The 13,252-nt window shown below is 61.2% G+C and carries 13 protein-coding genes; 10 read left to right on the forward strand and 3 right to left on the reverse strand.

Annotated features, from left to right (window positions below):
• Positions 1–11 precede the first annotated feature (11 nt).
• The 4 genes from E2N92_RS00570 to E2N92_RS00585 all read left to right on the forward strand — a co-directional run bounded on the left by E2N92_RS00570 (position 12) and on the right by E2N92_RS00585 (position 3,799).
• Positions 12–569, forward strand: a complete 558-nt coding sequence (locus tag E2N92_RS00570; protein WP_220681766.1) for a YeeE/YedE thiosulfate transporter family protein — start codon at positions 12–14, stop codon at positions 567–569.
• 219 nt (positions 570–788) lie between these two features.
• A complete protein-coding gene (locus E2N92_RS00575) occupies positions 789–2,042 on the forward strand; it encodes a hypothetical protein (RefSeq protein WP_220681767.1) in 1,254 nt (417 codons plus the stop codon).
• A gap of 19 nt (positions 2,043–2,061) precedes the next feature.
• Complete coding sequence (locus E2N92_RS00580; RefSeq protein ID WP_220681768.1) at positions 2,062–2,997, forward strand: hypothetical protein; 936 nt, start codon at positions 2,062–2,064, stop codon at positions 2,995–2,997.
• A gap of 37 nt (positions 2,998–3,034) precedes the next feature.
• Positions 3,035–3,799: a class I SAM-dependent methyltransferase gene (locus E2N92_RS00585; RefSeq protein WP_220681769.1), complete on the forward strand. Its 765-nt coding sequence runs from the start codon at positions 3,035–3,037 to the stop codon at positions 3,797–3,799.
• On the opposite strand, the gene E2N92_RS00590 is transcribed toward E2N92_RS00585, so the two are convergent.
• A complete protein-coding gene (locus tag E2N92_RS00590; RefSeq protein ID WP_220681770.1) occupies positions 3,777–5,069 on the reverse strand; it encodes an RNA-binding domain-containing protein in 1,293 nt (430 codons plus the stop codon). The two genes, E2N92_RS00585 and E2N92_RS00590, sit on opposite strands and share 23 nt — an antisense overlap.
• 229 nt (positions 5,070–5,298) lie before the next feature.
• Between E2N92_RS00590 and E2N92_RS00595 the strand changes: the two genes are divergently transcribed.
• Genes E2N92_RS00595 through E2N92_RS00605 form a run of 3 tightly spaced genes read left to right on the forward strand, consistent with a single transcriptional unit; the run spans position 5,299 to position 7,336 of the window.
• Positions 5,299–5,562 carry a hypothetical protein gene (locus E2N92_RS00595; RefSeq protein WP_220681771.1) on the forward strand — a complete coding sequence of 88 codons (264 nt, stop codon included), beginning with the start codon at positions 5,299–5,301 and terminating at the stop codon, positions 5,560–5,562.
• Positions 5,563–5,605: 43 nt separating this feature from the next.
• Positions 5,606–6,472: a hypothetical protein gene (locus tag E2N92_RS00600; RefSeq protein ID WP_220681772.1), complete on the forward strand. Its 867-nt coding sequence runs from the start codon at positions 5,606–5,608 to the stop codon at positions 6,470–6,472.
• Positions 6,473–7,336 carry a hypothetical protein gene (locus E2N92_RS00605; RefSeq protein WP_220681773.1) on the forward strand — a complete coding sequence of 288 codons (864 nt, stop codon included), beginning with the start codon at positions 6,473–6,475 and terminating at the stop codon, positions 7,334–7,336.
• A 28-nt stretch (positions 7,337–7,364) separates the two neighbouring features.
• On the opposite strand, the gene E2N92_RS00610 is transcribed toward E2N92_RS00605, so the two are convergent.
• Positions 7,365–8,300 (reverse strand): MBL fold metallo-hydrolase, encoded by a 936-nt coding sequence (locus E2N92_RS00610; RefSeq protein ID WP_220681774.1) that lies wholly within the window; start codon positions 8,298–8,300, stop codon positions 7,365–7,367.
• A 10-nt stretch (positions 8,301–8,310) separates the two neighbouring features.
• Positions 8,311–8,958 carry a DUF2284 domain-containing protein gene (locus tag E2N92_RS00615; protein WP_220681775.1) on the reverse strand — a complete coding sequence of 216 codons (648 nt, stop codon included), beginning with the start codon at positions 8,956–8,958 and terminating at the stop codon, positions 8,311–8,313.
• Positions 8,959–9,522: 564 nt separating this feature from the next.
• On the opposite strand from E2N92_RS00615, the gene E2N92_RS00620 reads away from it, so the two are divergent.
• The 3 genes from E2N92_RS00620 to E2N92_RS00630 all read left to right on the forward strand — a co-directional run bounded on the left by E2N92_RS00620 (position 9,523) and on the right by E2N92_RS00630 (position 12,857).
• On the forward strand, positions 9,523–10,746 hold the full coding sequence (locus E2N92_RS00620) for a hypothetical protein (protein WP_220681776.1): 1,224 nt from the start codon (positions 9,523–9,525) through the stop codon (positions 10,744–10,746).
• 78 nt (positions 10,747–10,824) lie between these two features.
• Entirely contained in the window at positions 10,825–11,928 is a 1,104-nt protein-coding gene (locus tag E2N92_RS00625) for a hypothetical protein (protein WP_220681777.1), read from the forward strand.
• Positions 11,922–12,857, forward strand: coding sequence for a hypothetical protein (locus E2N92_RS00630; RefSeq protein WP_220681778.1), 936 nt, complete (start codon positions 11,922–11,924; stop codon positions 12,855–12,857). Before E2N92_RS00625 ends, E2N92_RS00630 begins: the two co-directional genes overlap by 7 nt.
• Positions 12,858–13,252 lie beyond the last annotated feature (395 nt).

Here is a 13,252-nt window from a genome sequence, read left to right on the forward strand (position 1 = left end):
AGACGAAGAGCATGCTGACGGCACTCCACAAGAATGCACGGGCCCAACTGCTCATCGGGCTCCTGATCGGGATCGGGTTCGGCTTCTTCCTCCAGAAGGGAGGGGTGACCTCCTACGACGTCATCGTCGGGCAACTTCTTCTCCAGGACTTCACGGTGGTGAAACTGATGCTCTCGGCGGTGATCGTCGGGATGATCGGGTTCTACTTCCTCAAGGGAAAGGAGATGGCCCTGATCCACTGCAAGAACGTGACCCTGGGCTCGGTGGTGATCGGCGGCCTCATCTTCGGCGCCGGGTTTGCCGTCCTCGGCTACTGTCCGGGCACCGTCGCCGGGGCGGTCGGGCAGGGCTGGCTCGACGCCCTGGTCGGCGGGGTCCTCGGGATGGTCGTCGGCGCCGGGGCCTTTGCCAGGCTGTACCCGCGGCTCGTCGGCGGGATTCTCGCCCGTGGCGAGTTCGATATCAGGACCATCCCCGAGGTGCTCAGGGTCAACGAGTGGGTGGTGGTCGCGGTCTTCGTCGTCCTGATGCTTGCGGTGCTGTACCTGCTCGAGGTGCTGGGGTTGTGAGGGGCGCTCATCTTTTTGCCCGGGGGCCACGGGGGCGGTGCCGGAGATCGCACAGGTAAAATCATATCATATCTTTCTAAGGGCCGAATAAATCAAAAATCAATATGGGCACATTTATAGTGTCCATTTCCTACAATTGATACCTGTCAGGGGTGTCCTCCCCCATCCGCACGGCCGCATGCCGTGAACCGATCGCGGACGCCCGGCCGGAGCATACCAGTGAACAAAATCAACCGATGGAAAAAGTTCCTCTCAGAACCGAAAACGCCGCAGCCGGCGGCGCTCATGGGACTCTCTCTTCTCTGTATGATCCTCATCTGGTTTGTCCCGGGTTTTCTCGAACCCGGACTGTTTCTCTCAGGCTCAGACCATCCCGGCCCCTATCTGAAGCAGGTCTGGTTCATTCCCGACGGCTCAGGTACCGCAGGGTACCCGCTCTCAACGGTCCACACCACTGAGGGCGACTATCACATCGACGGGGATATTGTGATCCGGCCCATCCCCTCTTTCTCCGTTCACGCCGCGACCGCCGCCCATGCGGTGTACACGCGCGAAGAGACCGGCGAAGAGTATGTCGTCGGCCAGTGGTGGTACACCGACGAAGAGGCCTTCAGGGACGAGAAGAAGGTGTTCCTCAGATCGCTGGCCGAACGCGGGGAAGTTTCTCCGGTGATGCTCGACCTCGGCGACCATCTCTCGACGGCCGCGGCCGAGCAGGCGTGCCCGGCATTGCGCTTCACGAACGGGACGGTGACGGGGTACATCCTCACCTACGAGAGGCCGTTCGACAATGGAGATGACTTCTTCATCGTCTACTACGGCACCTGCGGGAACGTCCTCGGCCCTGACCCGAAGGGTTCGCTGCAGGCGCTGATCGCAGAACGCTTCTCCCCCTCCGCGGTCAGGCCGCCGGGGGAGGATCCGGAACCGGCGGTCCGGATGCCGGACGCCAGTGCCCTCGGTATGATCCGGTACGCCGGCGTCCTCATCCTCACCCCTCTCCTCTTCGGGTGCGCCGCCGCCCTCCTCTTCCAGGGCGTGAGAATAGAGGTGCAGGCCGGGTCGCGGCGTTTGTTGATCCTCTTCGCCGGCCTCGCCCTCCTCTATCTCGTCCTCGCCTCCCTGATGGGGGTGTCGACGCGTATGGACCTGCCCAATTTTCTTCCCGGATCCCTGCTGAGCCTCCCGACATTTCTGTCCGGCCTCACGCTCCTCTGCCTCGCGGCGGTCACGCCGTTCCTCCTCCTCACGCGTCACCTCCCGCTGAGACGGCCCATTCCCGCCGTCGTCGTCTCGGGCACCCTCCTCTTCCCGTACCTCGTGGTGCTCGTTCTCTGGACAGATCCGCTCCACCTCCCTCTCCCCCCCTCGCTTGCCCTCCTCGTCTCGACCCTCCGGGGTGTCGGCATCGCCGCGGCGGGGGCAGCGGTGCTCTTCGTGGGATGGGCGGCGGTGGAGCGGATCAGGACCTGAATCTTCACCTGGTGGTATCATGACAACCGAACAGACCCTTCAAAACCTCACACGTCTCCTCGCCGCCTCGCTCCTTGCCGGGCTTCTCGGCGGCGGACTGCTGGTATTCCTGACCACCTCTCTGCACCGGTGGTGCTGGAGCGGTCTCGTCGACTCCCACTACGGTTTCCTCGACAGCATCACCATCCTCCAGGCCATCATGCTCGGGATCCTCCTCCTCTTCTTTGCCGGGATGCTCGCGGTCGCGCTGCACCCCGGAAAGACCCCGGCGCAGGCCGTCGTTGCCGGTGTGGTCTCGGGATGCACCGTCTTCCTTGTCAACGAAGTCCATATTCTGATCGCAGATTGCCTCGGTCACGGGAGCACCGACCTGGTCGGCGACCTCGTCCGCCAGATCTCGTACCTCCTCCTCACCCATCCCGTCCCCCTCCTGTACCTGGCCCTCTTCATGGCGGCCCTTGCCGTCCTCGGCGCACTCTTCCTCTTCTCCATCAGGGAGAAGGCGGGCGGCCCCGACGAGAAGGCCCGGGCATCGCGGATGGTCCTCGGCACGATGGCGCTCTTCATCCTCGCCCTCACGTTCCTCCCCCCGCTCGTCGCCCATGCGATGCCCGGCACGCAGAATACCGTCGCGGCGATCGGCCGGACCGTCATCTCGGCCGAACGCACCGCTCCCGACACCCTCGTCCTCACCGCCCGCGAGGTGCCCGCCGCCTCCGCCCTCGCCGACCCGCACTTCTCGGTCTACCTGGACGGCGTCGAGGTCTCGGATGCCGATGCCGCTGCGGCGATTGCCGTCAGTGTCGAGCCAGCCGACGGACTGCAGGCCTTCAAGGGTTCGCAGGCCGCCTGGCAGGGGGCGGCGGTCCACAACAACGGCACGCCGGTGAACGTCGCCGTCGCCGCCCACGGGGCCGACGGTTCAAAACTGTTCGTCTTTGACCGTCGGGTCTGACCACAAAGCGTTTGGACGAGGGGGTTTCACCCCCTCTATGGACATTTCACTTATCTGTCGCCTCTTTGAGACCCTGCCAAGGCAGGGGCCAGGCAACGACGAGAGCACTGCCCGCGCCTTTCATCTAATCCCCGACCTCCCGGATCGTCCCGAGATCCTCGACATCGGGTGCGGGTCAGGGATGCAAACCCTCGCCCTCGCACAACTCTGCCCGGACGCGAGGATCACGGCCGTCGACATCCACCGCCCGGTCCTCGACGCCCTGGAGGAGCGGGCGCGGCGGGCCGGGGTCGCCGACCGGATCAGAACAATATGCGCCTCGATGGACGACTTCCCCTTCGAGAACCATTCCTTCGACCTCATCTGGGCCGAGGGCTCGATCTTTATCATCGGCTTTGAGAAGGGCCTTTCGTACTGGCAGGAGTTCCTCAAAGACGGCGGATATATAGCCCTCACCGAGGCGGCCTGGTTCACCCCCGCCCCCTCGCCCGAGGCGAAGGCCTTCTGGGCAGAGGTCTACCCAGCGATCAGGACCGAAGAAGAGTACAGGGCGGTCATCGCCGCGTGCGGTCTCGGCCTCGTCGGTTCGTTCAGGCTCCCCGAAGCGGCCTGGTGGGACGACTTCTACCGCCCCCTCGAAACGAGGCTCGAGGAGTTCGCGGCGGAGTACGCCGGCAACCCCGAGGCGATGGAACTCGTCGAGGGGGTGAAGAGGGAGATCGCGGTGTACCGGGACCACGCCGCGGAGTACGGGTATATCTTCTTCGTGATGCGGAAGATCAGTGGGCCGCCCGGTATTTGATGTGCGCCCCGCTCCCTTCTTTTACGGCCAGCCGAAGTCCCATAAGATTTTTTAACCGCCTGACAACCATCGGTTTGGAAAGCCCGACGACGCCGGCGATCTCGCTGCTCTTCATGGGCTCACGGATCGCCTCAAGGATCTCGCGGTCGGTCGTGTCGATCAGCACATCGCTCTTCTTTGAGAACGTGACACTGAAGCGGTTGGACGCGCCTGAGAAGGAGACCGAACAAAGTGCATGCCTCTCGACCTCGCGCTGGATCATCCGTATGCCAAACCCATAGCGTTCGATAAAACCGGTGTCATAGAGAAGGTTTGAGAGCGACGGGTTCCTGGGAACATGCTCCGGGTCGGCGAGGTCGACGCCCGGCATCAATCCGCCCGGATTTCTGATCTCGATCCTGTCCGGGTGGAGGAAGATCTTGACATCGGCACCGATGGTATAGTTCCGGTGGGCGACGGCATTGATCACCGCCTCCCTGAGTGCCCTGGCGGGATACTCCTCGACCCTGACCCGTCGGGTTCCGACGATCACTTCTCCCTTCCTGATCTCCCTGAGCAGATCGGCATAGACCGCTTCGATCGCCTGCCAGACCGGGCCTTCATACTCGCGGCTCCATGCCGGTTCCTCGTTTTCCATCCCGATCATCCGGATCCTGGCATGGGGAATGTGGCTGGTTGTTTCAGTGAAGAAGAGCACGCCGGCGTTGGTGAGCATGCCGTCCCTGAGAGCACCGACACTGCGGAGATACCGTTCCCGGTCATCCGGTTGAATGGTCCTGCCCCGCGATTCCCTGATCGTTTTGAAGAACCACTCGATGGACGCGGGGTCGATCTCTCTCTCAGGGGCCGCGGGAGCTCCGTCCCATGCAACGGTGCCGAGTTCGGAGGAGAGCATCAGGATCTCCTGGACCGAGAGCGGGCGGACGCTGGTGCCGGTCCTGATATAGACGACCCCTCCCACCGAGCAGAGGGCGGCGGCCTTCTCGACTTCGACGACGAGAAGGTTCCGGTCATTGACGGTCAGTCTGTGGGTGGTGATATGGGGCGGCGGGATGACCGACTGGAGCGTGCTCGTGATGCTCTCGACCGCCTGCTTCACATCGGTGCCGACGATGGCGCCGGTGTCGTCAACGCCGATGATGAGGTGGCCGCCCTCTGCGTTGGCGAGGGCGGCGATCTCGTGGTGGAGCGTTTTTGTAGGGGATCTCTTGAACTCGATCCGCTCAGACTCTCCGTTTCTGATGAGGGCAAGGAAGGTGTCGAGGTCCATGGTTACTGTTAACTACTGTAAAGGGGAAAAACGTAACGGTAGATGGGTTTGTGTTAAGTCTTCAGGGGGTCATGGAGAGAGGACCGTTTCTTCCTCAATAGAATATATTCTCCACCATACTCTCATTCAATCGATTTTTTATCATCCCCGGCCCTCAAGGACGCATAGGAGTGTATCTCCTGTGCATGGAGAGAAGCAACCTCTCCCTGTGATCCTGTGGGGCCCTACCATGAAAGAGTGCGATGGCATGGATGAACTTCCTGCCGAAGACCTCTGCGACGCCTGCCTCTCCAGACCCGGCACCCTCAGGTTCCCGTGCACAGTCACCAGGGACGAGGCGGTCGAGACCGTGCGGCAGTGGTCGGCGAGCAGACGGGTCGCCCCCCACCTGGAGGTGCCGGGACTGGACGGCGGCGTCGTGCCGCCTCCGTTATCTCCCGTTCTGGATGCTCAACGCCCATTTCACCGGGTACGTGAAGGGCTGCAGGGTTGAATCCGACGAGTCGTCTGACGATTCATCTGAAGTAAAAATACCGATGGAGATACACCTTGACAACGACTTCGTCTGGACCGGGAGGGCCGGTCATTCCGGCGACATCGGGGTCTGGTACCTCAAAAACCCCCTTGGGGAGACGCACTATCTTCAGGAAGTGTCCGAAGCGAGTGCTGATGTGACCGTCCCGCGGGTCGACGCCCTCCGGGAAGGCAGACGTGCACTCCACGACGCCGTCGAGAGACACTGCAGGAGGGTGCCGGAGGTCACCGAAAAAGAGGTCCACGTCCGGGACTTCGAGGACGCCTTCGTCCTCTACCCCTTCTGGATGATCGGTCCTGCGTCCTCCGGCCCGGCATATTTCGCTCTTGTCGACGGCGTCACCGGCGACCTCGTCTCCGCCCGCGTACCGGGCAATTTCTCCTGGAGATGTGTCATGTTCGCCGTCGCCACCGGTGTCAGCATCCTTAAAGTCGCGATCTGCATCTATGTGTTCAACTATTATATCTCCAGACTCGAAACATACATCCCCATTGAGATTCTGCGATTTGCTTTCACCCTTGGATTTATTTCGATCACAGTGCTCTCGTATGCCTTTTTTTCTACCGCTGACACCTTTACCTTCTGCAGATACAGCTCTGAGATCACCTACGGTACGGTGGACGGCGGGTACAACACGTCTCCGCATCCAGAATGTACTGAAGCATACCCTTCCCTCCCCGGCGTCATCATCGGCTTCATGTCCATGGTCATAGGGGGGTTTATTCTCGTCCGGTCAGGGGCGTGGCCGGCGGCGGTGCTGGCCGTCGTCGGCCTCCTTGTTTACCTGCGTTCATTTTCCTCGAAGTTCGAGCCCGAGGATGCCGGCGATCCCATCGCCCGAAAATACGAGATCGCGGAGGAGACCTGAATGACGCCGCCCACTCAGGTCAGGATCAGGGTTCTGCTCACGCGTAGGTATGCCGTCGAAACACTCAGGCAGTGGTGGCAGGACGGGCCGAAGGCACGCAGGCTTGAAATGGCCGGAGCGGTCACGGCGTGCACGCTCTGGTATGTGCCGTTCTGGAGGATAACATGGGAGGCCACCGGTTACGTGGACGTCGCCGTGCCGCCCACGCACACGGTCTCGCCGGTGCACGCGCTCGTCCCTCTGACCATCGCCTGGACGGACATCGCCTGCCCTGCCGACGGCGTCGGAGTGAAGTATCTGCCCTCCATGACCGACGAGGTGCTCTCTTCCGGCAGGTGCCTCGGGCAGGAGATCCCGGCGAGCATCGATGAGGTTGATGTTCTGCCGGCACAAAAAAAGGCGGTCAAAGACCACGCCTTCAGAATGCTTGAGGAGCGATTCGGTTCTTCTGCCTCAAGAAATATCCAGATCGCTCTCCTTGAGAGCACGCTCATCTCGTACCCCCTCTGGGTAGTGCACTATTCGTACGGCGGTCAGGTCTACCAGGCCACCATCGACGGCGTCACCGGGGAAGTGCTTGCGGGGCAGGCGCCGGGCGATCTCGGGAAACGCTGCCGCGTCGGTGTCGCCCTCCTTATAATCTGCACTGTGGCGGTTGCCCTGAGTCTCTGGCTCCTCCTGGCCTTCCCCCTGATCTTCGCGGTCTATTATATCATCATCATCGGTATTATCTGCCTCTTCATCCTCAACTGGAAACTCCCTTTTGTCAGGTACGGCTCGGTACTTATCAGCGGGCAGGCTGATGGGGGGTACAGGTACGACGAAGGCCAGGCCTCCGCGGCGGCCACCCTTCCCGACAGATGAAGAGAGGACGCCCTCCGCCCGGGCCCTGTCAGAACGTATACGTCGTCCCCACCGTGTTCAGGAGACACCTGCCCGGCATCTCCTCCATAAAGCGGTTGATCGCCGTCCATCCGGTGCAGTGCATCGGGACCACCGCGGCCGGGCCGATCGCTTTCATCGCCTCGACGGTGGGCCGGATGACGGGATCGAAGAGGGGGCCGGTGAGGTGGAAGCCCCCGAGGACCGCGTGGACTCTCTCGACGCCGGTGACCTTCTTCGCATACTCGACCGTGTTGATGATCCCGGCATGAGCGCATCCACTGATGATCACAAGCCCCCTGTCCCGTACATTGACCACGAGCGCCTGGTCGTCGTTGAAGGGGTCGACGACCCATTCCCCGTCGATCTTCGCCTCGGCCCAGGGGAACCCTTTCTCAAAAGGAACTTTTCTCTCGACCTCGCCGGTCATGAGGACCATCCCGTCCGCGATCGTCCGGGGCCCGCGGGATGCCTGCGGCGCGGCGCCGCCCTCGAGAAGTGCCGATGCGTCCAGCCGCGGGATCGGCATCGGTTTTCCCGCTGCCGGGACATTCATCCGCCGCTTGAGGAATGTGTCCGGGTGGAGCATGAGGGGGACGTCTTTTTTCATGGATCCAAGAATGCCGGAGAGGCCCAGGAAATGGTCCGGGTGCCCGTGGCTCAGGGCGATGGCGTCGACAGAACCCAGGTCGATCTTCAGGAGAGACGCATTATGGAGAACGCAGGCAGGGTTGACCCCGGCGTCCATGAGGACGACCCGCTCGTCCTCGCCCGAGCGGACTTTCAGGACACAGGAAAAACCGTGTTCGGCGAGGAGCGTCTGCGGGGGCAGGAACTTCGGGCGCCGGCACAGGGGGGTGTCCTGCGTCATGAACATGTCCGTATAGTTGTCCGCAAGAACCATGACCTCAACGCCGTCGACAGGGGAGAGAGGGGTGGATGTCATCTCTCGCCTCTCAGTCGATGAGGAGGAGGGCCATCGCTTCGGGATGGTCGACGCAGGGGAAACGGATCGGCATCCCGGCGAGTTCGGCCGTCTTTTTCATGTTGATGCCGACCGCGTGTTCGGGGATCCTGGCCCTCGTCGGATGGATGCATGTCCCGCCCTTCACATTGCAGGTCTCGCAGAGGCGGCACGAACCGCTCGCAAGGGCAAGAGCCAGGGTGTATCCGGCGTTGAACGCCGTCTTCTCCAGTTCCAGCATGATCGGGAGGAGGGCATTGCTTTCCGTGAAATAATTTCTCCAGAACTCCGCCGCCTTCTCCTTTTTCTCCTGCGGAGCGTCGGTGTCGAGCCAGTATTTGTAGATCGAGCGGATTATCTCCGGATCGACCTCCGTGTCCAGGCCGAACTTCACAAGCAGGGCAGAGCGGTACTCGCCCACGATCGTCCTGAACTCGTCGGGCGTCGGGACATGCGGCGGGCAGGTCAGCTTCTTTCCATAGGCGATGCACCCTGATCTGCACTTCAGGGGGACGCGGTTTTCGACAACGATGCAGGATGCGGGGATTACCTTTGCTTCCTTCGCGCCCATCTTCAGGGCCGCCTGCCTGAGAAATTCGAACTCGTCTGTTTCAGTTCTGTCCGCGGTCACGGGGATCATCTCTCGTAGTCTTTCGATAGGAGTCAGGGTATTTTCTTCATCTCAGTCGTCGGAGAGGATTTCTGTCCGGCGTCGTCGGACTCCGTCGCATTTCTGGATTCTCCTCCGGTCGATCTGTGAATAAGCTACACACTGGAATGTATTTATTCTGAGCGGAATGATGTGCGGAGATATCGTATCGGGCGATTCTGCATGCCGCTCCTCTGTGGTCGAGTGTGTGCGTCTCAGATCCCTTTTGATCTTCGCCGTCTGGAGACTCCTCTTTCGTCGGGGCGGGGGCAGACCGCACGCACCACGCCAGCCAGCGCCTCCCTGAACGCCTGCCGCCCCGCCGCCGTCAGGAGGGGGGGCGAGGCTGAAAGACCTGACGAGGAGGGGGATCGTCCGGCCTGAAAAGTCATGCCATCGAGGGACGCCATCTGTCGGCAGGGAAAGGATTCTTCAGGCTTCCCGCCCTCGGAAAGCCCCCTATAGACTATATTCCTGCACATAGTATATTTCGAGAACATTTATTTTCGATCTTGCATCCCAGAAATGTACCGAGAACCTTTTTCGGGATCTACCATGACCGCGTTGCCGGATGCGACGTCCTGCCCATACTGCGGCGGCCCCCTGCCACCTGAGGAGCGGCAGGCCCCTTCTCTCTGCGACGCCTGTCTCGCAAAGATAGAGAGAGAGGCTCGACCGGTCCTCTTCACGAGCAGAATCACGCGGGACCAGGCGCTCGACATTGTCCAGACCTGGTGGGAAGACCCGTTGGTCGCCGGCGACCTGGCGACGAAGGCGCAGACGATCGAGTGCCGGTTGAATTATCTTCCCTTCTGGAAACTCACGGCCCACGTCGCCGGCCATGTGACGGGTGACGACAACTCAGAAGATAAAGTGCCGATGGACGTCGCCCTCGACAACGACTTTGTCTGGACCGGGGCCGCCGGCGACACGGGCGGTCTCGGGATTTATTATCTCAGGAATCTCATCGGTGAGACCGTCTCCTCCGATGCCTGCACCGCCCGGGTTGCAGAGACGACCGTCCCACCGGCAGAGGGTTTTGCAGAGGGGTTGAGAGCCCTGCGCTATGGAGCGCTGCGCTATTCCGGCGTGCCCCACGTCACCGCCGACGAGGTACGCCTCCGGCCTCTCGAGGGCGGTCTGGTCGTCTATCCATTCTGGATCGTGCGGTACGCATATGCCGGACGTAATTATTTCGCCACGGTCGACGGCGTCACCGGCGACCTCGTATCTGGCCGGGCGCCGGGAACTATTTTCAGGAGAGCCTTCGCGTTCGTCAAAGCCATGGCCGCCACCGTCCTGGCCGTCCTGGTAGGGATCTTATGTTTAGAACTTCTTTTCAATCCGGACATCCCTGACCCTGAGGGGAGTCTCGCAATTTGTGTGATTTATATAATTTTTGCAATCTTTGTCTTCAGTTTTGGTATTATTCCGTTACTCATAATTTTCATCTGCGTCCAAATTGCCCGTGACGACTTTGCTTTCTCTCGCTATGGTGCCGAGATCACCTACGGCGAGGTGAACGGCGGGTACCGCTCTTCCTCCAAACATCTGCCTTCAGAGAACACCGTCAAGATCGCCGCCATCATTCTCGGGTTCTGCTCCATGGTCATCGGCGGGTTTGTTTTGTACCATTGGGGAAAATGGCAGGCACTGGTCGCGGCCGTCGCAGGACTGGTGGCATATATCATCGCGTGTATCTCCCTGCACAATCCGACGTGGGGGACGGCCAGCAGGCGGTGGGTGCATGAGGACTATCCTGTAGAGGAGGAGGCATGACCTGTGTGGTGCAGCCAGACACATGAAAATTCATGGGCGACAGATCCGCCCTCCCCGGTGAGCGACACCCGCCCCCCGATGATAGAACCAGATACCCCGACACTGCTCTTCAAGCGCACGGTCGGCAGAGGACAGGCACTCGAGGCAGTGCGTGCCTGGTGGGACGACAGGTTGATGGCCCGGGATCTGAGGGACCGGGCTCGGGTGATTGAATGCCGGCTGAAATATTATCCGTTCTGGCGACTCACCGCCTGTGTCAAAGGCCGCGTGGAGGGCTACCGGATCGAATCGAACGACGTTACATCCTGGGAAGTGCCGACGAAGGCAGCCCTCGACAGAGATTTCGTCTGGACCAGGGCGGCCAGCGATACGAGCGCACTCGGCGTTTCGTACCTCAGGAATCTGGACGGCGAGACGGTGCTCTCCGACGCCTTCATCGGGCAGGTGACCGTCCCGGAGGAAGAAGGGATCGCAGAAGGCAGAAGAGCAATGGAGCGCGGTGCGCAGAGGCATTCCGGCGTGCCCCACGTCACCGGGCACAAGATCTTTCTCTGGCATCCCCAGAGCACGCTGCTCATCTATCCGTTCTGGGTGGTGCGGTACCTCTATGCCGACCGCACCTATTTCGCCACAGTCGACGGCGTCACCGGCGACCTCGTCGCCGGCCGGGCGCCGGGAAATCTGTTCAGGAGAATCTTCGCGTTCGTCGCCGCCACTGCCGCCAGCATCCTGACGGTCGTGGTGTGGGTCGTCGTATTGGAGAGGTCCGTATTTCGTGATGCCGGCCCGGTTTCTGATCTTGACATCTTTCTCCTCGTTCTTGCCATGCCCATGATCACGCTGTACGGCTGGGGCATGGTCATCGACGCCTTCACCTTCTCCTGTCATGGTGCCAAGATCACCGCCGGCGACGTGCATGGCGGGTACCGACATTCTCAAGACAACCTGCCTTCAGAACAGATGATCACCCTGACTGCCGGTATCGTTCTCGGGTTTCTCTTCATGGTCGGCGGAGGGCTGGTCTTCTACCACTGGCGGATGTGGCCGGGACTGGTCGCGGCCGTGGCGGGACTGGTCGTCCATATCCTCTCGTGCACGTGCTGGTACAACCCTGCATGGGAGACGGAGGGCAGGCGCCGGGCCAGGAATACCCGTCCTATGCAGAGGGAAGAGGAATGGTGACGGTGATCTCTACTCTGCTCTCCTTCACGGACCGGCACGCGGGGGAGACGCCGATGCCCTCGCACCCCCCGACAAAGGTCAGGTTCAAGAACGTCATCGACCGTGCGGAGGCGGTCGAGTTCCTGAGGGACTGGTGGCGGGACGGGCCGAAGGCACGCGGGCTTGAAGAGGAGGGGCAGGTCACCGGATGCACTGCCTGCTATGTGCCGTTCTGGAGCACGAAATGGGGGGCGACCGCCTATGTGGATGTCTCCCTGGTTGAAACCTTCAAACGGTCGCCGGTCAAGGTCGTCTATGAGATACATCTTACCAGGACCGATGTGGCCTGCGATAGCGGCGAGATCGAGGTCTCGTTCCTGCCGACTCTCCGCGGCGAGACGGTGCCCGACACGATGTGCGCGGAACCAGAACTCGGGGCCACGGTTTCAGCGGAGGAGGTCCTGGCCGGACAGAAGAAGCTGGTCGACGTCAGAGTCGGCAGAATGCTTGATGAGAAGCACCAATATTTCTCCAGACAGGTCCGCACCCGTCTCCTTGAACGCACGCTCGTCTATTATCCACTCTGGGTGGCCCACTACACCTTCCGGGGCCGCCCCTACCGGGCCACCGTCGACGGCGTCACCGGCGAGGTGCTTGCGGGCCGGGCGCCCGGCGATCTGCTCACCCGCTGCTGCACCGGTGCCGGCGTGCTTCTGGTCTGTGCCGTGGGTGCGGCGATCTGGTTCAGGATCCTGCTCACTCTCGGGTGGATCGGTGTCCTGATGATAGGGAGTGTGGTCTTTCTCTTCTGTCTGGGGATCGTGTGGTGGAAGTATTCGTTCCTGCGGTACGGCTCGGTGGTCGTGACCGGGCAGGCGGCGGGGGGATACCGGTATTGTAGTAAGATTAAGATACCGGCCCCTGAAGGGGAGACGTCATGGGGCCAATAAATGGCTTTATTGGGGGTTTTTCCCGGGATTGTCCGAGGAAACCGCCCCTCTCAGCGGCTCAGGATGGGCGCTTTCGAGGGGGTTGGTGGGATTCATCCTCCGTCGGATCGGGGGCGGAATCTTTGGGATATAATCGGCGAATTTGTCTGATTTTTCCGATCTGAGGGAGATATGCGGGTTTAGGGGGCGATCGATTTTGGGATCTGAGAATGAGGAGAAAAGCGGAAAAGAAGGGCAAATTGGGCTTTTTTGGGGGTGGGGTGAGGGCGTCTTTCTGTCGGTTGGGGGTTTTGATGAGCAGATCCCTGCAATGGATCGACTCCCGAGATCCACCATAAATTCAGAGATAGGGGCGAGTGCAGAAGATAGTGCAGGAGGGGTTCTGTGGTATGATT

The organism is Methanofollis formosanus, assembly GCF_019633745.1.
In the GTDB taxonomy this organism is placed as follows: domain Archaea; phylum Halobacteriota; class Methanomicrobia; order Methanomicrobiales; family Methanofollaceae; genus Methanofollis; species Methanofollis formosanus.